This is a genomic window from Pseudomonas sp. R1-6 (assembly GCF_051132115.1).
Lineage (GTDB): Bacteria > Pseudomonadota > Gammaproteobacteria > Pseudomonadales > Pseudomonadaceae > Aquipseudomonas.
This window is the reverse complement of sequence record NZ_CP071662.1, coordinates 3,352,543-3,377,232: the sequence shown is the minus strand read 5'-3', so window position 1 is coordinate 3,377,232 and position 24,690 is coordinate 3,352,543. Positions and strand designations below refer to the sequence as shown.

The 24,690-nt window shown below is 62.3% G+C and carries 23 protein-coding genes; 13 read left to right on the top strand and 10 right to left on the bottom strand.

Annotation, left to right across the window (positions count from 1 at the left end; translation table 11 throughout):
- Positions 1-14: 14 nt before the first annotated feature.
- Positions 15-1,247: a nucleoside permease gene (locus J3P81_RS15125; protein ID WP_420765905.1), complete on the top strand. Its 1,233-nt coding sequence runs from the start codon at positions 15-17 to the stop codon at positions 1,245-1,247.
- Positions 1,248-1,265: 18 nt separating this feature from the next.
- On the opposite strand, the gene J3P81_RS15120 is transcribed toward J3P81_RS15125, so the two are convergent.
- Positions 1,266-1,922 carry a polysaccharide lyase family 7 protein gene (locus J3P81_RS15120; protein ID WP_420765906.1) on the bottom strand — a complete coding sequence of 219 codons (657 nt, stop codon included), beginning with the start codon at positions 1,920-1,922 and terminating at the stop codon, positions 1,266-1,268.
- A gap of 248 nt (positions 1,923-2,170) precedes the next feature.
- Between J3P81_RS15120 and J3P81_RS15115 the strand changes: the two genes are divergently transcribed.
- Positions 2,171-2,506 carry a hypothetical protein gene (locus J3P81_RS15115; protein WP_420765907.1) on the top strand — a complete coding sequence of 112 codons (336 nt, stop codon included), beginning with the start codon at positions 2,171-2,173 and terminating at the stop codon, positions 2,504-2,506.
- Positions 2,507-2,591: 85 nt separating this feature from the next.
- Here the strand turns inward: J3P81_RS15115 and J3P81_RS15110 are convergent, their stop codons facing one another.
- The 4 genes from J3P81_RS15110 to J3P81_RS15095 all read right to left on the bottom strand — a co-directional run bounded on the left by J3P81_RS15110 (position 2,592) and on the right by J3P81_RS15095 (position 6,507).
- Positions 2,592-4,355, bottom strand: a complete 1,764-nt coding sequence (locus J3P81_RS15110) for an L-lactate permease (RefSeq protein ID WP_434559547.1) — start codon at positions 4,353-4,355, stop codon at positions 2,592-2,594.
- A 219-nt stretch (positions 4,356-4,574) separates the two neighbouring features.
- Positions 4,575-4,910, bottom strand: a complete 336-nt coding sequence (locus tag J3P81_RS15105; RefSeq protein ID WP_434559545.1) for a DUF6124 family protein — start codon at positions 4,908-4,910, stop codon at positions 4,575-4,577.
- Between the two features lie 418 nt (positions 4,911-5,328).
- Positions 5,329-5,709, bottom strand: a complete 381-nt coding sequence (locus J3P81_RS15100; RefSeq protein WP_420765910.1) for a RidA family protein — start codon at positions 5,707-5,709, stop codon at positions 5,329-5,331.
- Positions 5,710-5,823: 114 nt separating this feature from the next.
- A complete protein-coding gene (locus J3P81_RS15095; protein ID WP_434559543.1) occupies positions 5,824-6,507 on the bottom strand; it encodes an SOS response-associated peptidase family protein in 684 nt (227 codons plus the stop codon).
- 295 nt (positions 6,508-6,802) lie between these two features.
- Here J3P81_RS15095 and J3P81_RS15090 point away from each other — a divergent pair, with 295 nt between their 5' ends.
- From J3P81_RS15090 to J3P81_RS15080, 3 genes are all read left to right on the top strand, one after another.
- The gene (locus tag J3P81_RS15090) at positions 6,803-7,978 is read left to right on the top strand and encodes a hypothetical protein (RefSeq protein WP_420765912.1); all 1,176 of its coding nucleotides are present in this window, start codon (positions 6,803-6,805) and stop codon (positions 7,976-7,978) included.
- Positions 7,975-8,700, top strand: a complete 726-nt coding sequence (locus J3P81_RS15085; protein WP_434559541.1) for a ferritin-like domain-containing protein — start codon at positions 7,975-7,977, stop codon at positions 8,698-8,700. Before J3P81_RS15090 ends, J3P81_RS15085 begins: the two co-directional genes overlap by 4 nt.
- A gap of 75 nt (positions 8,701-8,775) precedes the next feature.
- Positions 8,776-9,042, top strand: a complete 267-nt coding sequence (locus tag J3P81_RS15080) for a hypothetical protein (RefSeq protein ID WP_420765914.1) — start codon at positions 8,776-8,778, stop codon at positions 9,040-9,042.
- Between the two features lie 203 nt (positions 9,043-9,245).
- On the opposite strand, the gene galE is transcribed toward J3P81_RS15080, so the two are convergent.
- Complete coding sequence (gene galE, locus J3P81_RS15075) at positions 9,246-10,292, bottom strand: UDP-glucose 4-epimerase GalE (RefSeq protein WP_434559539.1); 1,047 nt, start codon at positions 10,290-10,292, stop codon at positions 9,246-9,248.
- Positions 10,293-10,622: 330 nt separating this feature from the next.
- Here galE and J3P81_RS15070 point away from each other — a divergent pair, with 330 nt between their 5' ends.
- The 4 genes from J3P81_RS15070 (at position 10,623) to J3P81_RS15055 (ending at position 15,882) form a co-directional block, all read left to right on the top strand.
- Positions 10,623-11,777 carry a glycosyltransferase family 1 protein gene (locus J3P81_RS15070; RefSeq protein WP_434559537.1) on the top strand — a complete coding sequence of 385 codons (1,155 nt, stop codon included), beginning with the start codon at positions 10,623-10,625 and terminating at the stop codon, positions 11,775-11,777.
- On the top strand, positions 11,765-12,946 hold the full coding sequence (gene glf, locus J3P81_RS15065) for a UDP-galactopyranose mutase (RefSeq protein ID WP_434559535.1): 1,182 nt from the start codon (positions 11,765-11,767) through the stop codon (positions 12,944-12,946). The genes J3P81_RS15070 and glf overlap by 13 nt, the downstream gene beginning before the upstream one ends.
- A gap of 63 nt (positions 12,947-13,009) precedes the next feature.
- On the top strand, positions 13,010-14,119 hold the full coding sequence (locus tag J3P81_RS15060; RefSeq protein WP_420765929.1) for a beta-glucosidase: 1,110 nt from the start codon (positions 13,010-13,012) through the stop codon (positions 14,117-14,119).
- Positions 14,116-15,882 (top strand): ABC transporter ATP-binding protein, encoded by a 1,767-nt coding sequence (locus J3P81_RS15055; RefSeq protein ID WP_434559533.1) that lies wholly within the window; start codon positions 14,116-14,118, stop codon positions 15,880-15,882. The genes J3P81_RS15060 and J3P81_RS15055 overlap by 4 nt, the downstream gene beginning before the upstream one ends.
- 1,360 nt (positions 15,883-17,242) lie before the next feature.
- Here the strand turns inward: J3P81_RS15055 and J3P81_RS15050 are convergent.
- On the bottom strand, positions 17,243-18,145 hold the full coding sequence (locus tag J3P81_RS15050) for a LysR family transcriptional regulator (protein ID WP_434559531.1): 903 nt from the start codon (positions 18,143-18,145) through the stop codon (positions 17,243-17,245).
- 100 nt (positions 18,146-18,245) lie between these two features.
- Here J3P81_RS15050 and J3P81_RS15045 point away from each other — a divergent pair, with 100 nt between their 5' ends.
- Together J3P81_RS15045 and J3P81_RS15040 are read left to right on the top strand one after the other, a co-directional pair.
- The gene (locus J3P81_RS15045) at positions 18,246-19,109 is read left to right on the top strand and encodes an aldo/keto reductase family oxidoreductase (RefSeq protein ID WP_434559529.1); all 864 of its coding nucleotides are present in this window, start codon (positions 18,246-18,248) and stop codon (positions 19,107-19,109) included.
- 100 nt (positions 19,110-19,209) lie between these two features.
- Entirely contained in the window at positions 19,210-20,475 is a 1,266-nt protein-coding gene (locus J3P81_RS15040; RefSeq protein WP_434559527.1) for a cytochrome P450, read from the top strand.
- On the opposite strand, the gene J3P81_RS15035 is transcribed toward J3P81_RS15040, so the two are convergent.
- Positions 20,445-21,230, bottom strand: a complete 786-nt coding sequence (locus J3P81_RS15035; protein ID WP_434559525.1) for an MBL fold metallo-hydrolase — start codon at positions 21,228-21,230, stop codon at positions 20,445-20,447. The two genes, J3P81_RS15040 and J3P81_RS15035, sit on opposite strands and share 31 nt — an antisense overlap.
- A gap of 92 nt (positions 21,231-21,322) precedes the next feature.
- Between J3P81_RS15035 and J3P81_RS15030 the strand changes: the two genes are divergently transcribed.
- Together J3P81_RS15030 and J3P81_RS15025 are read left to right on the top strand one after the other, a co-directional pair.
- Positions 21,323-21,901, top strand: coding sequence for a DJ-1/PfpI family protein (locus J3P81_RS15030; protein WP_434559523.1), 579 nt, complete (start codon positions 21,323-21,325; stop codon positions 21,899-21,901).
- Complete coding sequence (locus J3P81_RS15025; protein WP_434559521.1) at positions 21,901-22,290, top strand: helix-turn-helix domain-containing protein; 390 nt, start codon at positions 21,901-21,903, stop codon at positions 22,288-22,290. The genes J3P81_RS15030 and J3P81_RS15025 overlap by 1 nt, the downstream gene beginning before the upstream one ends.
- A gap of 12 nt (positions 22,291-22,302) precedes the next feature.
- Here J3P81_RS15025 and kefC read toward each other — a convergent pair whose 3' ends face one another.
- Both kefC and kefF read right to left on the bottom strand, forming a co-directional pair.
- On the bottom strand, positions 22,303-24,129 hold the full coding sequence (kefC, locus tag J3P81_RS15020) for a glutathione-regulated potassium-efflux system protein KefC (RefSeq protein WP_434559519.1): 1,827 nt from the start codon (positions 24,127-24,129) through the stop codon (positions 22,303-22,305).
- 1 nt (position 24,130) lies between these two features.
- The gene (gene kefF, locus J3P81_RS15015) at positions 24,131-24,652 is read right to left on the bottom strand and encodes a glutathione-regulated potassium-efflux system oxidoreductase KefF (RefSeq protein ID WP_434559517.1); all 522 of its coding nucleotides are present in this window, start codon (positions 24,650-24,652) and stop codon (positions 24,131-24,133) included.
- Positions 24,653-24,690 lie beyond the last annotated feature (38 nt).

Sequence of the window (24,690 nt, the reverse complement as noted above, 5' to 3'; positions counted from 1 at the left end):
AGACGGTGACGGTCATGACGACGATGTACGCACGCCTCAGCACGATGATGTTCCTGCAATTCTTTATCTGGGGTGGCTGGTTCGTCACCCTCGGCACGTTCCTGTCCAACACCCTGGGCGCCAGCGGCGAGCAGGTCGGCAGGGCCTTCGCCACCCAGTCCTGGGGCGCGATCATCGCGCCGTTCGTGATCGGCCTGATCGCCGATCGCTACTTCAACGCCGAGCGCATCCTGGCGGTGTTGCACCTGGTGGGCGCGGTCTTGTTGTACCGGTTGTATTCGGCGGTGGATTTCAGCGCGTTCTACCCGTTCGTGCTGGCTTATATGGTGATCTACATGCCGACGTTGGCCCTGGTCAATTCCGTGGCCTTCCGGCAGATGCGCGACCCCGCGCTGGAATTCTCGCGGATTCGAGTCTGGGGCACCCTCGGTTGGATCCTCGCCTGCGTGGTGATCAGCTATGCGTTCGCCTGGGATTCGCGCGAGTCGATCTCAGCGGGCGGCCTGCGCAATACTTTCCTGATGGCCGCGGTCGCTTCGCTGGTCCTCGGGCTCTACAGCTTCACGCTGCCCGCCACGGCACCGCTCAAGGAGCAGGCGAGCACCCGTGGCATCAAGCAGTCCCTGGGGCTCGATGCGTTGGGCCTGCTCAAGGATCGCAGCTACCTGGTGTTCTTCATCGCCTCGATCCTGATCTGCATTCCCTTGGCGTTTTATTACCAGAACGCCAACCCGTTCCTGGCCGAAACCGGGATGACCAACCCGACGGCGAAAATGGCCATCGGGCAAGTCTCCGAGGTGCTGTTCATGCTGCTGTTGCCGCTGTTCATCCAGCGCTTCGGCATCAAGTTGGCGTTGCTGGTGGGCATGCTGGCGTGGGCGTTGCGCTACGTGTTGTTTGCCTATGGCGATAACGGTGAGCTGGCATTCATGCTGTTCATCGGCATCGCCCTGCACGGCATCTGCTACGACTTCTTCTTTGTCTCGGGGCAGATCTACACCGACGCCAAGGCGCCCAAACACCTGCGCAGTTCGGCCCAGGGCTTGATTACCCTGGCGACCTATGGCGTGGGGATGTTGATCGGTTTCTGGGTGGCGGGGCAGGTGACCGATCACTTTGTCGTGGCAGGCGGGCACGATTGGAAAAGCATTTGGCTGTTCCCGGCCGGTTTTGCGCTGGTGGTATTCGTGTGTTTCCTGCTGACCTTCAGTGGTCGGCAAGGGGTCGTGGCACCGTCCGAGGCATGAGCAAGGGCAGAACGTCAGTCACTTGTGACTGACGCTCAGCTTGGTGTATGTCACTTTCCCGCCTTCGTTGGAGTAACCCTTGTTGTCCAGCGTGTAGACGCCGGCCTTGAAATAGAAGTCGTAGCCGTACCAGGACTTGTCGAGCTTCACCTTTTTGCCACTGTTGCCGATCAGCACCGAGAGCTGGCCTTGCTTGTCCATCTGCAGCGTATAGGAGAAGGACTTGTTCAACGGCACCTTGGGCACGGTGTAGATCACCGGGCTTTTCTTGTCCTTGGGCTTGACCCGGTATTCCACGTCAATGTTGCCGGTGCCCTTTGCATAGCGGTAAACCAGTTTCAACAACGGCGTCGGCGCATTCTTGGCGTGAATCTGCGCCACCACTACACGGCCTTCCGAAGGCACCTGGTTGACCGTCAATTCACCCTTGAGGGTATTGACGCCACTGTTGTAGCGCCAGTTGCGGTGTTTCCCGTCCCGGCTGGTTTCCCGCAGTTCTGAGCGCGGGTAATCGCTGTTACCGGTATGAGAGCCGGTGACGGGGGCCCAGAAGACAATCCTCTGGCCGTTATTGTCGAAATACTTGTTTTTCAAACTCGGCATGGCTTTGGTCGCCACGACCTGCGCGGGCGTTTGCACCGGCAGGGTGACGCTCCAGACCGTCACGTCAATCATGATGAAACCCTCCAACGGGACCGGCCGCTATCTGGCGGCCGTCAAGACAAAAAACAGCCTTCCGTGGCGTAGTCTTGATGTTATCGACGAGGGCGTGTTTCGCTGGAGGCGTACCTGACGGATGGCTCTGTGATAAGCCCCTCAGGCCGAAAAACCAGGCAGGTTATCCTGTGTCATTTTGTTGCTGATCGGGTAGAGTACGCGCCGCCCGAGAGATGGATCCCGGGCGTTTTCCCATGGAGCGTCAAATGAACCACCTCAGCAAAGTTGTCGCCTGCGCACTGTTCGGCCTGGTCCTGGCGGGTTGCACCGGCACCCCGATGAAGACCCAGCAATACGACAGCAGCCAATACACCGTCGTCGGTCACAGTGAAGCCAAGGCCACTGGCCTGCTGCTGTTCGGCGTGATCCCGATTCGCCAGAACAACCGTTTCGTGCGCGCCCAGAACGCAGCGATCCAGGCCAAGGGCGGCGACGCCATGATCAACACCCAAGTCCAGGAAAACTGGTTTTGGGCCTGGGTCCTGACCGGTTACACCACTTCGGTTTCCGGTGATGTGGTCAAGCTGAAGAACGTTCAGTAAACCCAAGCGTTAAAGGTAGGCGAGCTTACCTGTGGCGAGGGGATGAATCCCCTCGCCACAACAGCCCACGATCATGCCTCCTCTTTCAGCGTCCTCCCACCACCATGTGACTGAACGGCGCCACATACGCCTGCAATGTCACCAATCCGCCCACCAGAATCGCCAGTACCACCGAGTGGAAAAACACGTAGCGCAGGATTTCTCCTTCGTGGCCGTACCACCGTGTCGCGGTGGAAGCGACCACGATCGACTGGGCGTCGACCATCTTGCCCATCACCCCGCCTGAACTGTTCGCGGCAGCCATCAGCACCGGGCTGATCCCCAGCTGTTCCGCCGTGACCCGCTGCAGACCGCCGAACAGCACGTTGGAAGCGGTGTCCGAACCGGTCAGCGCCACGCCAAGCCAGCCCAGCAGGGTGCCGAACATCGGATAGAAGATGCCCGTCGCGGCGAACGCCAGGCCCATGGTGGCGTCCAGGCCCGAATAACGCGTGAGGAAACCCAACGCCAGCATCGCCACGATGGTGATCAGCGAATAGCGCACCACCCAGAGCGTTCGCAGGTATTGGCGCACCAGTTGCGGGATGGAATAACCCATCAGCAAGCCTCCCACGATCGCCGCCAGGAAGATGCCACTGCCGGTGGCGGTGAACCAGTTGAACTTGTAGACCGCTTCCTCGGTTTTAGGCTGGGGCACTACGGGCGGGACTTTTTCGATCTGTTGGTGGATGGTGCCGAAGGTCAACAGCGGCGAGAAGATCGGATTCGCCTCGCGCATCGGCTTGCCTTGGGGGTCGAGCCTGGCCGATTGCGTCTGCGGGTCGATGGCCGGGCGGGTGTCGAAAATGTTCTTGAAGCCCTGGGTGCCCCAGGCGAATACGAACACCGTGAGGATGATCCACGGCATCCAGGCGCGCAGCACGGCGGGTCGAGCGTCATTGGAAAACGCGGCGCTGGCCACTGGTGTTTGTTGTTCGCTGGCGTCAATCTTCGAGTCGTCGTGCCGGCCGGTCAGCGCCGCCGAGGTGTGAATCGTGGCCGGTTTCCAGATTTTGAGAAAACCGGCCAGGCAGGCCATGGATATCAGCGCGGCAATCACGTCCACCAGCATCGGCCCGTGGTAGTTCGACACCAGAAACTGCGGGATAGCGAAGCTGACACCGGCCACCAGGATTGCGGGCCATACTTCAAGCATCTTGCGCCAGCCGGCGAACGCCCAGATCAGCCAGAACGGTACGATCACCGAGAAGAACGGCAATTGTCGGCCGACCATCATCGACAGTTCCATTTCATCCAGGCCGGTGACCTTGGCCAGCGTGATGATCGGCGTGCCCAGGGCGCCGAAGGCCACTGGCGCGGTGTTGGCGATCAATGCCAGGCCCGAGGCGGCCAGCGGCGAAAAGCCCAGCCCGATCAGGATCGCCCCGGTTACCGCCACCGGCGTGCCAAAACCCGCCGCGCCTTCGAAAAACGCGCCGAAACAAAAGGCGATCAACAGCAACTGCAAGCGGCGGTCATCGGTGATGCGCGCCAGGGAGTCCTGCAGGACCTTGAACGAACCGTTCTCGGTGGTCAGTCGGTGCAGGAAGATAATGTTGAGCACGATCCAGCCGATGGGCAGCAGCCCGTTGGCCGCGCCATAAAGCGCCGCTGAACCGGCCATGTCGGCGGGCATGCCGAAGGCGAAAATCGCGATGAGCAACGCCGAGGCCAGGGCATACAGCGCCGCCAGGTGTGCCTTGACGTGAAAGAACGCCAGGGACGCCAGCATCACCACCACCGGGACCGCCGCCAGGAACGTCGACAGCACCGCATTACCGAAGGGATCGTAGACTTGTTGCCAGACCATGTTCCACCTCTGCTTTTTATTGTTGGAAGCGCAGGCCCCGGGGGGATTGGCAGAGAAGTATAGGCGGGGATCGGGGGACGGGATTGGAACCTGTTGGCCCCGCCTACCCATTGTGGGAGCGAGCTTGCTCGCGATGGCGGTGGGTCAGTTGGAAGTAATGCTGACTGTGCCACCGCCATCGCGAGCGGGCTCGCTCCCACAGGGTTTCGGGGGAGGGGGCTATCGCGCTTCGACGTTTTCCAGCGCGCGGTTGGCGAGCATCGCGCCCAGTTCGATCAACTGCAGGATGCCCAGGGCAACGTGTCGTCGCGAGCCGTCCAGGTCGAACGCCAGGTCGTTGATCATGGCATCGGCCGAGGCGAGGGTTTCGCTGAGGTTGGCGAGCAGGGCTTCGGTGTCGATGCCTTCATTCACGGTGAACAGCCGGCCTGGGTCAGTTTTCGATTGGCTGGACTTGGGCTTGAGGTAGAAGTCGAGGGCGCGGTCGGCGGCTTCGTCTAAGTCTTTCGAGTCGGCTGGATCGGTGTCGGGAGGGTTGGGGGTTACTTTGAACATAGTGAAGTTCTCATGTGGAATTTAGAGAAGCTTTCGCCCTCGCTACCAAACGAAGGGTGGCGGCCATACGAAGGTTGGTAGACCGGTCCACATGAACACCGGCGCGCCCGAAGACGCCCTACGCATGGCCACCATTGATACAGATGCGCAAGGGCACCTCAAAAGTGAAGCTGTGCGTCATGTAGAAGCCGGGCTACCAAACCCGATCGCTGATGTTCAGCGACCGAGCAACAGTAAAGCCCGGCCCCAAGGCGCACAAGCCGGCGGATTCTGGCGTAGTTGTAGGTAAGGGCGCAAGGCGACGTAGCCCGAACCCGAAGGATCCTACAACCGAATAAACACAGCCCTCTGTAGGCTGAAAAGATGGGTTAACACAGAACCCGCCACGAAAGCACCTCGCTTGTTTGAGGTCTGCCGCTCAGCCCTTCGCCGCCATCGCCGTCACTTCCACCCGCATCCCTTCAACCGCCAACGCCGCCACGCCGACAGCCGCGCGCACGGGCCAGGGCTTGGCAAAAAAGCGTTTGTAGACTTCGTTGAAGGCCGCGCGGTCGGCCATGTCGGTGAGGTAGATGGTCAGGTGCAACACGCGGTCCATGGAACTGCCGGCGCGTTCCAACGCGGTCTTGAGTGCCTGCAACGTGCATTCGCTCTGCGCCGTGATATCGCCCAGTTCCAGGCTGCCGTCGGCGCGGGTGGGGATTTGCGTGGAAACCAGCAGGCCGCCGAAGCCGGCGACGTCGGATGAGATGGAGTCCGTGTCCGGGTCGGGAGTGAACGTGATGTCTGGGTTCGCCATGGAAGTCTCTTGCTCGTAAAAGAAAAAAGGCCAGTCACTTCAAAGCGACTGGCCTGCCAGTTTAGCGCCGATTATCGAGCTGTCAGCGATTTCCGCAACTGGGTCGGATAACGGTCACCGGCGACCCTGGACCATCCGCTTGGCGGTCAGCACGTGCTCCAGTTGCGGTTCGTCGACGGCCACGTGTGCGGCCATGTGTCGTGCCTGTTCCCAATCCAGGTCAGGGCGCAACCACTGGAGGGCGTTTTCGCCAGTGAAGGCCAGCAGTCGCTGCTGTTGATTGGCTATGTCGCCATAAGTCACCAAGGCCAGCCCGTCGCAACCGTTGGGCGTTTCACTGGCCTGGGCCAGGGCGGCGAGAAAGATGGGCGACGACTGCCGCGAAGTCGTATAGCTCAGGCGGTTGGCCTGGGCGGGCGCGATGGTGTCCGAGGCGGCTTCATACCAGCCGTCCACCGCTACCAGGACGCGGCCGTCGCGCTTGATCCGGTCAAACACTTTGGAGCGCATCACCAGGTGCAAGGGCAGGTGGGTCAAGGGCGGCATCGTGCCCATCGACCAGACGGGCGACCACCCCCAGCGCACCTTGATGCTTTCCAGGCGCCCGCCACGGTTGCGGATGGCGCTGACCTGCATGTTCGGCTTGATCACGCTTTGTCGGTCATGAAGCGCGGGAGCCGCCGCGGCGTGAAGGCTGTCGGCGGACAAGCTTGATTGGTTGGCGCCGAAGGGCTCGCGCTGGGCAAAGAACGCCAGGGAATCCTTGGAAGAAACAGGCTGAACGAAACATTCACACATCGCGAAAACTCCAGGCAGATTTGTACGACACCTCCCGCCGTGAAAGCCCTGGGACCGCTTCGTTTGCGGTGGGCTGCGGCAGTGTTATGTACCTCCGAGCCGGCGCGCCAGCCCTTGGTTCGAAAATCCTTGTCCCGACCTGATGAGCGGAAAATCAAGCGGCATTTCATCCACTTATGCGACCGCTCATCGTCTGCGTGGAGAGCTGCGCATTTCTCCAGGGTCGTTCGTTTTGTGCCCCAGCGCCGTTGCTTCGACGGTGCTTCGCGTGGCCTCTGATGAAGGAGATCGACCCATGACCAAAATCGATAATCTGCTGGATAACAAAGGGACGCCCCTCGACAAGCAGACCTTTACCTGGCGTGAGCTGGCCGGCAAACCGATCAGCAAACTGGACGACGATGCGTTCACCCGTGTGCGGGTGATATTGATGAACGGCGTCGAGTCCGACGCCCTGCGCCTCAAGCATTTCGGTGCGCGTTTCCACAAGGAGCTGCAACTGCCCCTGGCTCAGGTCAGGCGTGCCGAACACCATCAGATGACGGCCATCAACTGGTTGCTGTCGGCGGATCATTCCCCCCTGGAAACCACCGTGGCCTACGAACAGGTCGCCATCGAAGTCACCGCCGCGGTGGCCCAGAACGAGCCGGATCCTTACCAGGCGCAGACATACCGCTTCGGTTTGCTGGAAGATTTCGACCACCTCTACCGTTACGCCGCGATGCTTGATCGCCTGGAAGGCAAGGACGCCAATAACATCCTGCAAGGCTACACGGACATCGTGCCCGGCCGGCCCACCAGCGAGCACCACCGCGCCCCCGGCGATGACCTTCGAGACAACTATCAGAAGGACAGCGCCGCACTGATCACCAAAATCCATGCCGCGCTGATTACCGGCGCGGAATACCAGACCCACGATTACTACATGAACATCGGCCCGCTGTTCGCTGACCCGGTGGCACGGGCGTTGTACGCCGAGATTGCCTCGGTGGAGGAACAGCACGTCACCCAGTACGGCTCGCTGCAGGACCCCAGCGAATCCTTCATGGAGAAGTGGCTGGTGCATGAGGCGATGGAGGTCTACACCTACGCCAGTTGCGCCGAGCAGGAAGAAAACCCGCGCATCAAAGCGATGTGGGAACGCTTCCTCGACTACGAACTGGGCCACTTGAACCTGGCCTGCGAGTTATTCAAGAAACACGAACGGCGCGATCCCGCCGAAATCCTGGCCGGTCCGCTGCCACGCATGATCGCCTTCAAGAGCCAGCGCGATTTTGTCCGCGAGACGTTGTCCCGGGAAGTCGACCTGCGCGCCCATGGCATCGACTACGTGCCCAAGGAGCGCGAAGGGCATGCGTCCCTCGACTACCGCGCCCAGCTCAACAGCGAAGGCGTGCCCGCCAACATCGCCTCGGCCGGCTACACCTTCAAGCCCGGCTCCGAACTCAACCCAGTGGGAGAACAGCAATGAGCGAACGCCAAGTCACCATCGGCATGAATCGTACCGGCACCCAGATGTCTCCCGAGGACACGGCTCGCCAACTGGAAGCCACCCGACTGTTCCCGGCGGACGTGCCCGGCGACATCAGCGACTACACCGCCGAACGCGAGCGCGCCATTCGCGAGGCCGACCTGATAGGCTCGGTGCCGGCGCCAGGCTCGGTCAAAGGCATGGTCAAGACCGCGTTGGACAAGACCATCGGCAAGGCGCCGGAAGTGTTGCTGGACAAGCTCGGCGAACGCCTGGCCTTCGAGCGCACCGGCGTGAGGCTGTATGAGGCGATGGTCGCCAAGGCCACGTCCGCGCCCGGTGCCGACCCAGCATTGGTGGAAACCTTGCGTCAGATCCAGGCCGAGGAACTGGAGCACATGAACATTGTGCGCGAAGCTATCGAAACCCTCGGCGGCGACCCGACGGCCATGACGCCTTGCGCGGACGTGGCGGGCGTCAAGGCCATGGGCGTGCTGCAAGTATTGACTGACCCACGCACAACCGTCTCGCAATCGATGAGCGCGATCCTGACCATCGAACTGGAAGACAACGCGGCTTGGGAACTGCTGATCGAGCTGGCGCACAAGGGTGGTCATCCGCTGATCGCCAAGGGCTTCGGCCATGCGCTGGAACAGGAGGAAACGCACTTGGCCACGGTGCGCAACTTCATCAAGCAAGACCTGCTTGCGCAAGTGAGCTGAGCTTGCTTGTAACTGGCTCCACCCTGGTTGACCCGGGGTGGGCCGCTGGTTCGAACTTCAAAAGGACAACCGCCCGTGAGTGAAACCGACCTTGAGATGGAATTGAAAGCCTGGCGGCTTTTGCTCGAAGACGACGCGTATCGCCTGGACTTTCCCGAGGATTATCGCGACACGCTGATTCGGCGCGCCGATGAATTGGTGTTGCATCAATTTATCAGCCTGGAGGACTGGCAACTGCTCAAAGATGCGGCCGATCAGGCGTATCAGCAGACCGTGGAGATGCTTTCGAGGAACCAGCGCGATTGTTTGAATGTGAAGGGGATGCGGTTGCCTGGTGGCTGAATGCGAGGGCCTCGTCGCGAGCAGGCTCGCTCCCACACTCGTCCTTCAGCAGCAGCGCAACCGACGTCAACACTGCCCCTGTGGGAGCGAGCCTGCTCGCGATGAGGCCGGTACATCCAGCATATTCCTTCACTGAAACCCCGCCATCGTCGGATCGCCGCACGGAGCAGGCTCGCTCTCACATTGGATCTCCCCATTTGGATTCATCCCTGTTCAACACTCGGCCAGACCACCTCCTTGCGCTCGGCCCGAGGGAAGTTCAGGCACTGCCAGCGCCAGGCATCCTCCAGCATCCGCTCAAGCCCATGACGGGCGCTCCAGCCCAGTTGTTCGGCGGCCTTGCCAGGGTCGGCCCAGCACCGGGCGATATCGCCCGGGCGACGCGCCTCAAAGGCCAGCGGCACCGTCTCACCGGTCACGCGCTCGAACGCGCTGACCACCTCCAGCACCGAATAACCACGCCCAGTGCCCAGGTTCCAGATGTGTACACCGGTCTGCCCACGCAGAAACTCCAGCGCCCGCAGATGTCCCTCGGCCAGGTCTACCACATGGACATAATCCCTGATCCCCGTGCCGTCCGGCGTCGGGTAGTCGGAACCGAATATGCGCAGCACCTCCCGCTCACCGTTGGCTACCTGCAACAGGTACGGCAAAAGGTTGTTGGGCGTCTGCGTCGGCGTCTCTCCCAGTAGGCCGGAGCAATGGGCGCCGATGGGATTGAAATAGCGCAGCAGGCCGATGGACCAACGAGAGTCCGAATTCGCGGTGCAACGCATGACATGCTCGGCCATCAGCTTCGACTGGCCATAAGGGTTGGTCGGCTGTCCCGTTGGGCAGGTCTCGGCGATGGGCATCTGTGGGCAATCGCCATAGACCGTCGCCGATGAACTGAACACCAGGTTGAACACCCCGGCTTCGGCCATGGCCTGGCACAGCGTCACGCTGCCACTGACGTTGGTATCGAAATACCGCAGCGGCTCGCGCACGCTTTCGCCCACGGCCTTGAGCCCGGCGCAGTGAACGACGGCTTCGATGGGGTATTCCTTGAACACGTTATCCAGCGCCCGTCGGTTACGCACGTCGGCATAGACAAAACCGGGCTCGCGTCCTGTCACGTCCGCAATGCGCTGCAGTGTCCCCCGGGAGCTGTTGCAGAGATTGTCCAGGATTAGCACCCCGTAGCCCTGGTTCATCAACTCGACCGCCACATGGGCACCTATGTAGCCCGCACCACCTGTTACCAGAATCATCACTCAATCCCTCTCGGTTGTCCCTGTCCTGATGTCTCATGGGCGAGACACTCGGCGTTGATCGGCGGTCTCGCTTCGGCAGTGGTGCGCGTGGGAGACATCAGCCTGTTCTGTTGAGTGTGGTGGTGTGCGTCAGGAGTTCAGAGCAGTTGACTGATCGGTGCGTGCAGTTTGTCGGCTGGCTTCAACAAGTTTTGGAACGGCTTTGGAACCGGTTTTCTCCAACGTCCACAAGGCCAAGCGCGAGGGGAGTCTTCAGGTCTTGTTTGCCAGGCGGCCAGCGCCAGATTCCGGTGGGCCCAGCATCGATCTCTAGAAAAGGAACGTCACATGAATCAACAAGAACAACTTCACCCCAAGCAGAGCGCCGCTTCCACCACGAGCCTGCGACCCACGCTGTTGTGCCTGTCACATTTGCGCTGGGGTTTCGTCTACCAACGGCCCCAGCACGTGATGTCGCGATTGGCCAGGGACTACGACGTTCTGTTCTTCGAGGAGCCGATTTTCGAAGGGCGGCAGACCGCGCACCTGGAACACTATGGGGTGGCCGAGGGCGTGACGGTGCTGGTGCCCAGGCTTCCGGAAGGGCTGGATGAAGCCCAGGTGATCGATGCCCAGCGCGAGCTGCTGGACGCCTGGCTGGCGCAACACTGGCCGAGTGAGCTGATGCTCTGGTACCTCACGCCAATGAGCCAGGTCTTCACCGATCACCTGGAGGCCAACGTGGTGATTTTCGATTGCATGGACGAGCTCTCGGCCTTCAAGTTCGCCCCGCCCGCGCTGGTGGAAATGGAGCGGCGGTTGATGGCAAAGGCCAACGTGGTGTTCACCGGCGGCTACAGCCTGTGGGAGGCCAAACGCCAGCACCATGACAACGTCCACGCCATGCCCAGCAGCGTTGATGTCGCGCACTTTGCCGCGGCCCGACAGCCGATTCCGGACCCGGCGGACCAGGCCGCGATTGCTCATCCGCGGCTGGGGTTCTTCGGGGTCATCGACGAGCGTTTCGATATCGACCTGGTGAGGGAACTGGCTACCCAACGCCCCGAGTGGCAGATCGTGCTGATCGGGCCAGTGGTCAAGATCGATCCGGCTACATTGCCGCGCTCGCCTAATATTCATTATCTGGGCGCCAAGCAATATGAGGAGTTGCCCGCTTACCTGGCGGGTTGGGATGTGGCGTTGATGCCGTTCGCCCTGAACGAATCCACGCGCTTCATCAGCCCCACCAAGACGCCCGAATACCTGGCGGGCGGTTGCCCGGTGGTATCCACGCCGATCCGTGATGTCGTCAACGGCTACGGCGGCAGTGGCGTCGTTGCCATTGCTGATTCACCCCAGGCATTCATCGAGGCGATCCAGGCCGCGCTGGACCTGCGCACCCAGCCAGGCGTGATTGCGCAGTACGCCGATAAAGCCCTGGACGGCATGTCCTGGGACAAGACGTGCGCAATGATGAAGGAGCAGATCGAATGCCAACGATAACCCTCGAGACCCTGGACAACTCACTCGATGCCACGCCGTACGACTACCTGATCGTCGGCGCCGGTTTTGCCGGCAGCGTACTGGCCGAGCGACTGGCCGATGGGTTGGGCAAGCGCGTCCTGCTGATCGATCGTCGCGATCACATTGGCGGCAACGCCTACGACCATCTGGATGAGGCGGGGGTGCTGGTCCATCGCTACGGCCCGCATATCTTTCACACCAACGCCCAGCGCATTATCGATTACCTGTCGCGGTTCACCGAATGGCGGCCCTATGAACATCGGGTCCTGGCCCAGGTCGACGGCCACCAGGTGCCGATTCCGATCAACCTGACCACCCTCAACACGCTGTTCGGCTTGTCCATGGATGAAGCCCAGGCCGAGGCGTTCCTGGCGCAGCGGGCGGAGCCGGTCGAGACGATCCGTACCTCCGAGGACGTGGTCATCAACCAGATCGGTCAGGAGTTGTACGAGAAATTCTTTCGCGGCTACACCCGCAAACAATGGGGCCTGGACCCTTCGCAGCTGGACAAATCGGTGACCTCGCGAGTGCCGACACGCACCAACACGGACGATCGGTATTTCACCGACCAGTTCCAGATGATGCCCTTGCACGGCTACACGCGAATGTTCGAGCGCATGCTCGACCATCCGAACATCGATGTGCTGCTGTCCACCGATTTCAAGGCTGTGCGCCAGCGCATTCCACATCGCGAACTGGTCTATTGCGGGCCCATCGATGAGTACTTCGACCACTGCTTCGGTCGGCTGCCGTACCGCTCGTTGCGTTTCCAGCACGAAACCATGGATCAGGAGCAGTTTCAGCCGGTGGCGGTGGTCAATTACCCGGACGAGGCCGTGCCCTACACGCGTATCACCGAGTACAAGCACCTAACCGGCCAGCAACACCCGCGCACCAGCGTGACCTACGAATTTCCCTGCTCCGACGGTGACCCGTACTACCCGGTTCCGCGTCCGGAGAATGCCGAGTTGTACAAGCGGTACAAGGCGTTGGCCGATGAAACACCGGGGGTGACTTTTCTCGGGCGGCTGGGCACCTACAAGTACTACAACATGGATCAGGTGGTAGGGCAGGCGCTCGCGTTGTACCAGCGTATCGCCGAGCAAGAGGGTGTTCAGGCGAAGGCCCACGAGGTCGAGCCAGGTTGATGCCTGGCTCCGCCTTCGCGTACAGGAGACCGCAACGTGCAGGACAGGATTTTCAGCAGTTTCATGATGGCCGGCTACGAGTGCTCCACCCAGCGCCGCGCCGATGGGCGCCGATTGGACATGCTCGCGGCGACTCGCCACGACCGCTGGGCAGGCGAGGATTATCGCCAGCTCGCCAGGTTGGGCATCCGTTGCGCCAGGGATGGCCTGCGCTGGCATCTGATCGAGCAGCAACCGGGCCGTTACGACTGGAGCAGCTTCCTGCCGATGCTGCGCGCCGCCCGGCGTTGCGATGTGCAAGTGGTATGGGACTTGTGTCATTACGGCTATCCCGACGACCTGGACATCTGGCGCCCCGCTTTCGTGGAGCGGTTTGCCCGCTTCTGCGCCGCCGTGGCGCGGTTGATGCGCGAGGAGGGGATCGAGGTCCCGTTCTACTCGCCGATCAATGAGATTTCTTTCTGGAGCTGGGCCGGCGGCGACGTCGGTTATTTCAACCCAGGCGCGCAGCGTCGGGGTACTGAACTCAAGCATCAGTTGGTGCGCGCAAGCATCGCGGCCATCGAAGCGATTCGAGAGGTCACGCCCGGTGCGCGGTTCGTCCAGTGCGATCCACTGATCAACGTACTGTCCTCGACTCGGCGAGCCGAGGACATCGAGGCCGCCGAGGCGTATCGACAATCCCAGTTCGAGGCCTGGGACCTGCTGACCGGCAGAAGCTGGCCGGGGCTGGGCGGACGAGAGGAGTACCTGGATATCGTCGGGGTGAACTTCTATCCCCATAACCAGTGGTTCCTCCATGGCAATCGGATCGAGCCGGGCAGCCCCGAATATCGCCCGTTGGTGGGCATGCTCAGCGAGGTCCACCAGCGCTACCGCAGGCCGATGCTACTGTCGGAAACCGGTGCCGAAGACACCGCCCGTGTTCCGTGGTTGAACTACATCGGCGAGCAACTGGCGCTGGCCATCGAGCGGAAAATTCCGATGGAGGGAATGTGTTGGTATCCGTTTCTCGATTACCCGGGCTGGGACGATGACCGCTACTGTCCCACCGGTGTGTTCGGTTATGCCGACAATGAGGGAAGCCGTGCGTCCTTCCATCCGCTGCTGGTGGCGATCACCGCGTTGCAGGCGCGCTTCGCCTCACCCGTGGCGACGGCACAAGTGCCATGAACAGCCAGCAACCCCATGGGCTGCCGTTGCCCAATACGGCGATCGCTTTTCTCTGGCGCTACGTCACCCTCAGGCCGTGGCATTTCGCGACCTTGTTTTTGCTGATTATCGGCGCCGCGAGCTGCGCCGTGGCGGTGCAGTTCGGTATGAAGCTATTGGTGGACGCGATGGCCCAGGGCAGGGAGGCCGCCGGGCATGTGTGGCTGCCGTTCACAGTGTTCATTGCCTTGATCGTGATTGAAAACGTGTTCTGGCGCTCCGGTGGCTACCTGGGTTGTCGGACGGTGGTCGCCAGTTGCGCGGACCTGCGCATCGACCTGTTCAATCACTTGACGGGCCATCCAATGCGCTATTTCTCCCAGCATTTTGCCGGGGCCCTGGCCAATCGGATTTCCTCGGCGGGCGCCGCGGCTGGGTCCATCTACGGTGGGCTGGCCTGGAAAATCATCCCGCCTTGCGTCGATTTCATCGGGGCCGTGGTGGTGTTGTTCACCGTGCGACTTTCCATGGGCATCGCGTTGATTGGCGCCGTGGTCGTGGTGGCAACCTTGATCACAGTGATGGGCCTGCGAGGCCGCAGTCGCCACATCGACTTCGCGTCCCAGGCCGCGCGCGTCGGCGGCGAGCTGGTGGACCAGGTTTCCAACGTCTGGACGATCAAGGCTTTCTCCGCCCGGCATCGGGAACGGCGTCGACTGGAGCAAGCGATAGGTGTCGAGGCCAAGGCTCAACGCCGCAGTTGGATCTACCTTGAAAAAGCCCGAGTCCTGCATGACATCTGCCTGTCGATCATGGCCGGCGGCATGCTCGGCTGGTCGATCCTGTTGTGGCAGGACGGGCAGATCACCCCGGGCGATGTGGTGATGGTCAGTGCATTGTCGTTTCGCATCCTGCACGGCTCGCGGGACCTGGCCCTGGCTTTGGTGGATACTTCGCAGCAAATGGGCGTGATCGCCGAGACCCTGCGCATCATCGTCCAGCCGCACGCCCTCAGCGACACCCCGGCAGAACTGGCGCCGGGGCGCGGCAACATTCGCTTTATCGACGTCAGCTACAGCTACGCCGACGGTCGGGGTGCGATCAAGCACCTGTTCCTCGATATTCCCGCCGGACAGAAAGTCGGCATTGTCGGCCCTTCGGGGGCGGGCAAGTCGACGCTGGTCAGTCTGGTCCAGCGCCTTGACGATGTGCGCAGCGGGGTGATCCTGATCGATGACCGAGACGTGCGCTCGGTCAGCCAGGACAGCCTGCGCAGACAGATCGCCGTGGTGCCCCAGGAACCGGCGCTGTTCAATCGCACCATCTACGAGAACATCGCCTATGGTCAGCCCGACGCCACCGAGGAACAGGTGATCGACGCGGCCCGCCATGCCTATTGCGAAGAGTTCATCCGTGGCCTGCCGGACGGGTTCAATACCCTGGTGGGTGAGCGCGGCGTGATGCTGTCGGGCGGTCAGCGCCAGCGCCTGGGGTTGGCGCGGGCGTTCCTGAAAAACGCGCCGATCCTGATCCTTGACGAAGCCACCTCGGCCCTGGACACGGAATCGGAAGCCAAGGTGCAAATGGCCCTGGACGACCTGATGCGCGGCCGCACCGTACTGGCAGTGGCCCATCGGTTGTCGACGGTCGCAAGGTTCGATCGGATCCTGGTGCTGCAGGCAGGAAGAATCGTCCAGGACGGCGCGCCCGATGAACTGCGCCAACGCGCAGGGCCGTTCCAAACGCTGTGGCAGGCCCAGGGAATGGAGTTAGGCAAGCGCTAGCGCCTCAAATGTGCCACCGCAGGGCAGTGTTGTTTGTTGAATTTAGCCACACTCGCGATAGCGGTGGTTCAGCTTATGGAGATGTTGGATGTGCCGCCGCCATCGCGAGCAGGCTCGCTCCCACAGGGGGGCAGTGTTGTGTCTTGAATTTGGCCACACCGCAGGACCTATTGTGGGAGCGAGCCCTGCTCGCGATAGCGGTGGTTCAGCTTATGGAGATGTTGGATGTGCGGCCGCCATCGCGAGCAAGCTCGCTCCCACAGGGAGGGCAGTGTTGTTTGTTGAATTTGGCCATCCCGCAGAACCTTTTGTGGAAGCGAGCTTGCTCGCGATAGCGGTGGTTCAGCTTGCAGAGATGTTGGATGTGCCGCCGCCATCGCGAGCAGGCTCGCTCCCACAGGGGGGCAGTGTTGTTTGTTGAATTTGGCCACACCGCAGGACCTATTGTGGGAGCGAGCTTGCTCGCGATAGCGGTGGTTCAGCTTATGGAGATGTTGGATGTGCGGCCGCCATCGCGAGCAAGCTCGCTCCCACAGGGGGGCAGTGTTGTGTGTTGATTTTGGCCACACCGCAGAACCTATTGTGGGAGCGAGCCCTGCTCGCGATAGCGGTGGTTCAGCTTGCAGAGATGTTGGATGTACCGCCGCCATCGCGAGCAGGCTCGCTCCCACAGGGGGGCAGTGTTGTGTCTTGAATCTGGCCACACCGCAGGACCTATTCTGGGAGCGAGCTTGCTCGCGATAGCGGTGGTTCAGCTTATGGAGATGTCGGATGTGCGGCCGCCATCGCGAGCAGGCTCGCTCCCACAGGGAGGGCAGTGTTGTTTGTTGGATGCGGGCACACCGCAGGACCTATTGTGGGAGCGAGCCCTGCTCGCGATAGCGGTGGTTCAGCTTGCAGAGATGTTGGATGTGCCGCCGCCATCGCGAGCAGGCTCGCTCCCACAGGGGGGCAGTGTTGTTTGTTGAATTTGGCCACACCGCAGAACCTATTGTGGGAGCGAGCCCTGCTCGCGATAGCGGTGGTTCAGCTTGCAGAGATGTTGGATGTGCCGCCGCCATCGCGAGCAGGCTCGCTCCCACAGGGGGGCAGTGTTGTTTGTTGAATTTGGCCATCCCGCAGAACCTTTTGTGGGAGCGAGCTTGCTCGCGATAGCGGTGGTTCAGCTTGCAGAGATGGTGGATGTACTGTCGCCATCGCGAGCAAGCTCACTCCCACAGGGGGGGCAGTGTTGTTTGTTGGATGCGGGCGGCGCAGGGCTTTTTGTGGGAGCGAGCCCTGCTCGCGATAGCGGTGGTTCAGCTTGTGGAGATGTTGGATGTACTGCGGCCATCGCGAGCAGGCTCGCTCCCAAAGCGGATTAGTCGCGGTTCTGATTGACAAAGTCCACGAACGCCCGCAGCGGCGAGGGTAGGTAGCGGCGGCCGGGGTAGTAGAGGAACGGCCCGGTGAAATGCTGCCACCAGGGTTCGAGTACCGGTTCGAGCAGGCCGCTGTCCAGGTGTGGTCGCAGCCAGTCCTCGAACAAATGAACGATGCCCATCCCATCCACCGCCGCCTGCACCGCCAGGTCCATGGCGCCGCCGATGCGCACGATCAACGGGCCGTTCGGCTCGACGCTGATGGTTTCCCCGTCCCGTTCGTACTCCCAGAGCGGCAGGGCCCCGCTGGGAAACTTGCCGGCCAGGCAGGCGTGCCGCAGCAGGTCCCGCGGGTGCTCGGGTCGGCCACGGGCGTCGAGGTATGCCGGTGAGGCGGCGGTGGCGAAGCGCTGCAAGCGTGGGCCGATGGGAATGGCGATCATGTCCTGCTCAAGGCGTTCGTCGTAGCGAATGCCGGCGTCACACCCGGCCGCGAGCATGTCGACGAAGCTTTCCTCGGTGACCACTTCGAGGCGGATGTCAGGGTAGCTTTTGAGGAACGGCGCGATGATCGCAGGCAGCACCAGCCGGGCGGCGCTAACCGGTACGTTCAGCCTGAGGGTGCCCGAGGGACGATCACGAAAATCGTTGACCACGTCCAGCGCGGATTCCACCTCGCCCAAGGCCGGCACGATGCGTTCCATCAGGCGCGCGCCGGCCTCGGTCGGCACCACGCTACGGGTGGTGCGGTTGAGCAGGCGCACGCCGAGCCGGCTTTCGATGCGTCGCACGGCATCGCTGAGGCTGGAGGCGGATTTGCCGCTGATCCGCGCGCCTTCACGAAACCCGCCCGCGCTCACCACCGCCACGAAGGACAGCAAGTCCTGGATATCTGTCGCCATTGTTCTCTCCACCGTACAGCCCGTTCGGATTGCACCTGATTATCAGCGGAGTGGTCAACGCCTATAGTCGGCCCAGGCACATTTAATCAAGGGGTACGAGATGAGCAGGGCAGACACCGCAGGGACTTTTCAACTGGGCGATCGTACGGTCAAGCGCATGGGCTACGGCGCGATGCAACTGGCAGGCCCCCAGGTTTTCGGGCCACCCAAGGATCCGGCGGCGGCCATCGCCGTGCTGCGCGAAGCGGTGGCGGCGGGCGTCAACCATATCGACACCGCTGACTTCTACGGGCCCCATGTCACCAACCGGCTGATCCGTGAAGCGCTCCATCCTTACGCCGACGAGCTGGTCATCGTGACCAAGGTTGGCGCCGTCCGGGGTACGGATGCGTCATGGAACCCGGCCCACAGCCCGGCCGAGCTGACCCGCGCTGTCCATGACAACCTGCGCAACCTTGGCGTGGATGTGTTGGAGGTGGTCAACCTGCGCGCCTGGGGCAATTTGCATTCGCCAGCCGATGACGACATCGAGGAACAGTTCTCGACGCTGGCCGAGTTGCAGCATCAGGGCCTGATCCGCCATCTGGGCTTGAGCAACGTCACCGCGTCCCAGGTCAAGCAGGCCCAGGGCATTGCGAAGGTGGTCTGCGTGCAGAATCACTACAACCTGACCCATCGCGTCGACGAACAACTGATTGTAGAGCTGGGCAAGCAAGGCATCGCCTACGTGCCGTTCTTCCCACTGGGTGGGTTTACGCCGCTGCAATCGCAAACCCTGTCGGATGTCGCCGCGCGCCTGGACGCTTCACCGCTGGGCGTCGCGTTGGCCTGGCTGCTGCAACGTGCGCCGAATATGTTGCTGATTCCCGGTACGTCATCCGTGGCGCACCTGCAGGAAAACCTCTCGGCAAGTGAGCTGCGAATTCCCGCGCAGATGCTGGCCGAGCTTGACGCCATGCTATAGCGACAGGCGCCGCGCGGCGGTGTGCCTGGTGCCTGAAAAATCGAACAGGCTCCGGCCGGACGATGTCCCAGATTTATCGTCGTCAGGCAAGGATTTCGTCATGGCAGACCCTGGTATTCCCGGCCATCGCTGGGCTGATTCGACATGGGCTTTTTTACGCGAGGGCTACCCGTTCATTCGCAAGCGGTGCGCCGCCTATGGCAGCCCGGTTTTCCAGACCCGGCTGCTGGGTCGGCGCACGCTTTGCCTCAGCGGGCTGGAGGCGGCGGAGCTGTTTTACGACGCGCGGCGCTTTGTCCGAACGCCCACGTCCACGCCGGCGCCGCTGCGCAATATTCTGCTGGGGGCCGGTGGGGTCCAGGGGCTCGACGGAGCCCCTCATGCGCGACGCAAGCAATTGTTCCTCGAACTGCTGGACAAGGAAAACGTCCAGCGTTTGACCCAGGTTTATGAAGCTCGCTTGAGCGAGGCCACGGCAAGACTTCCAGTGGGCGAGGCGTTCGAATGCCTGCCTTGGATCGAGGCCCTGTTGTGTCGGTCGGTCTGCGAATGGGCCGGCGTTGCGACGATGAGCGATCAACAAATGCACCGGCTGACCCGGCGGTTGGCCTCGTTGATCGACGGCAGCGGTCGCCTGGATTGGCGCATGCCAGCCGCGTGGTGGCGGCGCAAGGCCTGCGAAGCCGAGGCCGCGCGCTGGATCGAAAGCTGCCGGCGAGGCGCCCACCCTGCGTTGCCGAAGTCCCCTCTGCACAAGCTTGCCCAGCATCGCGATGAGCAAGGGCAATTGTTGGCGCCACGGGTAGCGGCCGTCGAATTGCTCAACATTCTGCGCCCGGTGGTCGCGGTGGGGCGCTTCCTGTTGTTCGGGCTGATCGAGCTGGAGCGACAGCCGCGATGGCGAACCTCCATCGCCCGCAGCGAAGGCGCGGCGTGGGCCTTCGCCGAGGAAACGCGGCGCTTCTACTCGTTCTTTCCGATGGTGGCCGCGTTCGTGCGCGAGAGCTTCGAATGGCGCGGCTATCGTTTCGACAAAGGCACCCGGGTGCTGCTGGACCTCTTCGGCAGCAACCGCGATGCGGCGCATTGGAAGGCGCCGGACAGTTTTTCGCCCGAACGTTTCGGCCAATGCCCGATGAAAACATCGGTCATCAGCCAGGGCGGCGGCGAGTACACCTACCACCGTTGTCCTGGCGAGCCGTTGACCTTGTCGTTGATGCAGGCAACGTTTGAATATTTGTGCCGGCACCTACAATGGCGTTTGGACGTGAAGGCCGTCGATTTCCAACGCCTGCCCATGTTGCCCCGAGAGGCCGTGCCGATGACCGTGACGGGTCATTGGGGGGACGAAAAGACCAGTGCCTGACCGTCGTCCGGGATGAGCAGCCGTTCCGCAACCCCCGCCCGCTCGGCGGCAGCGCGCAGTGCCTCTCGCGTCGTCGGGCAATGGCTGATGGCTTCCAGGTGATTGGCCACCACGGTCCCACGAGACAGACGGGTGAATTCCAGGGTTTCTTCCATGCCCATGATGATGTCGTCGCCGATATCGAAACGTGCCCCGCCTGCCGGGACCACGCTGACCTGCGGCTGATGGCGCAATACGAAATCGCACACAGTGGGGGTGAGCACGGTGTCGCCGGTGAGGTAGACGCTGGGCTCGTCGGGCAACTCGATCAGGTAGCCAACGCCGTGCTCCATCAGCTTGCCCACCAGGCCCCGTCCGTGGGTGCATTTGACGGACCGAATGCTGCCACCCAGGAACGCGCCGGGTTGCTCGTGATCGTTGGCGAGCGGTTGGACGTTCAAGCCTCGCCTGGCGAGGTACCCGGCGTCGCGGGGCGTGCAGATGACCGGGATCTGGCGTTCTCGCAGCCAGTGTTTCGCCGCCCGATCGAGATGATCGAAGTGGCCTTTCTGGCAGTGCGTGATCAGACAATGAGTCACGGTTTCAAGAGCGCTTGCCGTGAACGCCGGCAGCTCCACCAGCGGATTGCGCTGGGTCGCGCCGAACAGGCGAAGCGGCGGCAGGGCGCCTTTGCCGGCCAGCATGGGGTCGACGAGCACGCGGTACGGGCCGAACTCAAGGATGATCGTGGCGTTGCGGATCTGTTGGATTTTCATGGAGCGTTCCTTGTAGGGCGAGCGTTCCATGGTGCCGATCCCGGGCGATGGGCATAATGGCTGGATCTGACATCCTTGATTCAATTTGAGCCATGCCGAAAAAACTCCGTGTCGGTTTGTTGCTGTTTCCCGGTTGCATGCCTGCCGGCCTGTTTGCCTTTGCTGATTTGCTGCACGCGGCCAACCGCCGCAGTGGTCGGGTGCTGTTCGAGGCGACCTATGTCGCGCTGCAAGCCGGCCCGGTGACCTGCGCCCATGGCATCGGTCTTCAGGCTGAGAAGTCGTTGGGCGAGGCCGACCTGGATGCGCTCATGGTGCCTGGTTTCTGGGCCGAATCGGCCGAACAGGTCAAGGGTGTGCTTGCCGGCCAGGCTCCGCTGTTGAAAGCGCTGTCGAACCGCCCCCGGCGCTTGCAACTCTGGGCCTACTGCACCGGGGTCTGTCTGCTGGCCGCCTGTGGCCGATTGGACGGGCAGGGCTTGACAGTCACCTGGTGGTTGGCGCAGTCGATGCAGGAGCAGCACGGCAAAGTGCGCTGGCAGAGCGAACAGAACTGCGTGTTCAACGCGCGAACCGCCACCGCGTCGGGGGTGAACGGTTACCTGCCCATCGCCGAGCACCTGATCGAACGTAACGTCAGTCGCGATGCACTGCGCGATATACCCGGCTGATGGTGTTGCCGCGCCCGGCCGTCCCTCACGTGGCGTTTCAGGGGATTGCGCTGATACAGCAGCCCGACGGATTGCTGCGCCGGTTGCATGGCTTGATCGAGCAGATGCCGGCGGAGCAGATCACGGTCAAGGCGCTGGCGAGTCGGCTTGCCATGTCCGAGCGCACGCTGGCGCGCAAGATTGGCGACGCAACCGGCCAGACCGTCGCCGCGTATGCCCGGTGCATCAAGTTGAATCAGGTGGGCGAACGCCTGACATTGACGTCGCTGCCCCTGGCCAGCATCGGCGCCGAGCTGGGTTTCAGCAGCAGCTCCAACCTGCAGCGGATGTTCAAGACGCTGACAGGGCTGACGCCGATGCAGTACCGGCGCCAGTTCGGGCGGGTGTGAAGCTGGGGCGCGTCAGCTGCGCGCCTGCTCCTTCTCGTTTCGGTGATGGTCCGGCCAGCTGTCGACCGGGTGCGCGCGGTCCTCGTTGAACATTTCCGTGAGCAGCGCATTGGCGCGGCGGTAGGCGTCGTGCCGGAACTTGAGGTCGTCTTCCGGCTGGGCGACGATTTCTTCGAGCATCTGCAAGTTGAGACGACGGAACTGGTCGGCGCGTTCGCGCGCCTCGTATGCGCCGACACCCATCTGCACCAGCGCGCGTCGACCCAATGACAGCGCGCTTTCAAAGGTCTCCCGCTCGGCGCTTTCCACGCCCAACTGCCGCAGGGTGATCAGGTGCGCCATGTCCCGCGCCCGCACGATCAGTTTCAATCCGGGGAAGTGTTCCTGGGCCATTCGGGTCAGCGTCAGGTTGTCCTGCTGATCGTCTATCGCATTGATCAGCACCATCGCCTGGGCCGCGCCGGCGGCGTGGAGCAGATCGAGGCGCGTGGCGTCGCCGTAGAACACTTTTACGCCAAACTTGCGCAGCGTCTCGATGTTGTCGGGGTCATGGTCGAGAACCACCACCTCAACGCCGCAGGACATCAGCAAGCGACCGGCGATCTGCCCGAAACGACCGAAGCCGGCAATGATCACCCGTGGGTTCTGCTGGTCGACGAGATCGGATTGCTGGTTGTCCTTTTTGGTGGCCGATTCCACGCGGTCCAGCAGCAGGATCAGCAAGGGCGTCAGGCACATGGACAGGGCGACCGCCAGCGTCAGGCTTTTGCCCCACTGGTCGGTGAGGATGCCGGCCAACGTCGCAGCGCCGAACACCACGAAGGCGAATTCACTGCCCTGGCCGAGCAGCACCGCTTGCCAGGATCGCTGGCCGGCGGGCACGTTCAGGAAGCGGCTGACGGTCTTGATCACCAGCAGTTTGATCAGGATGAAGCCCAGGGTCAGGGTGATGACCTTCAGCGGTGCGTTGATCAGCGTGCCGAAATCGATCGACATGCCCACGCCGATAAAGAACAGCCCCAGCAGCAGGCCCTTGAACGGCTCGATGTCGCTTTCCAGGGCGTGGCGGTATTCGGAGCTTGCCAACAGCACGCCGGCGAGGAACGCGCCCATTGCCATCGACAGGCCGGCCTCTTCGAGAAGAAAGCCGAAACCGAACACCAGGAACAGCGCCACCGCACTGAAAATCTCCCGCAGGCCCGAGCGCGCGGCGAAGCGCAGCAGCGGTCGCGTTACGTAGCGCCCCAACAGCACGACGACGCTGATGGCGGCGACAATTTTGACGATCGACAGCGCCAAGGCCATGCCTGACGGGGTTTGGCCGTGGGCCGACAACAACGGGATCATGGCGACCAGGGGAATGGCCGCGATGTCCTGGAACAACAGCACCGCAAAGCTGCTGCGCCCGACGGCGGTGGCGGTCAGGTTGCGTTCGCTCATCGCCTGCATGGCGATGGCGGTTGAGGACAGGCTCAACGTCAGGCCGACCAGCAGCGCCGCCGTCCAATTCAGCCCCAGGGCCGCGCAGAACGCGGCGATTGCACCGCCGCAGGCCAGCATCTGCAGGGCGCCGCCGCCGAACACCATCCTGCGCAGCGCCCACAACCGCTTGGGGTCGAGCTCTAGACCAATGATGAACAGCATCAGGACGACGCCGATTTCGGCGAACTCCAAAATAGCTTTTACATCGGTGATGAGCTTGAGGCCCCACGGGCCGATCACGCAACCGGCCAGCAGGTAACCCAGCACCGGGCCCAGGCCGAAGCGCACGGCAATCGGCACGATCAGCGTCGCCGAGGCCAGGTAGATGAGCATCTCGATCAGGCTGTGCGTCTGCATTTCAATCTTCCTTCCAAGCGGCCAGGCGTGCGCCGTAGTGTTCGATTTGTGCCCGTTGAGTGTCGGACTCGGCGGCGTAGGCGCCGTGCACGGCGACCGGCTCGAGCCAGCGCATGTGGCAATAAAGCGCCGTGGCATGGAGCGGCTGGGCCAGCGCGGAAAAGTCCGGGTACGCGCCGATCTGGAAATGCTCCCGTTCGCCACCCGTGCTCACGGCCCACAACAGGCGCTTGCCGTTGAGGGCCGTGGCGCCTTTGCCATAGGCCCAGCCATGGGTGAACACTTTATCGATCCACAATTTCAAGAGAGGCGGCATGCCGTACCAGTACATCGGGTGCTGGAGGACAATCAGGTCAGCCTGCTCGGCAGCGCGCTGTTCGGCCTCGACGTCGATGTTGAAGTCTGGGTAAAGCTCGTAAAGAGACCGTATGACCACGTCTGGGTTGTCGGACGCGCGCTTGAGCATCTGTTGGTTGACCCGCGATTGGTCGGGGTAGGGATGGGCGTAAACGATCAGGATCATCGGGGCGGTTCCGCGCGACAGGGCCAGGTCAAAAGGCC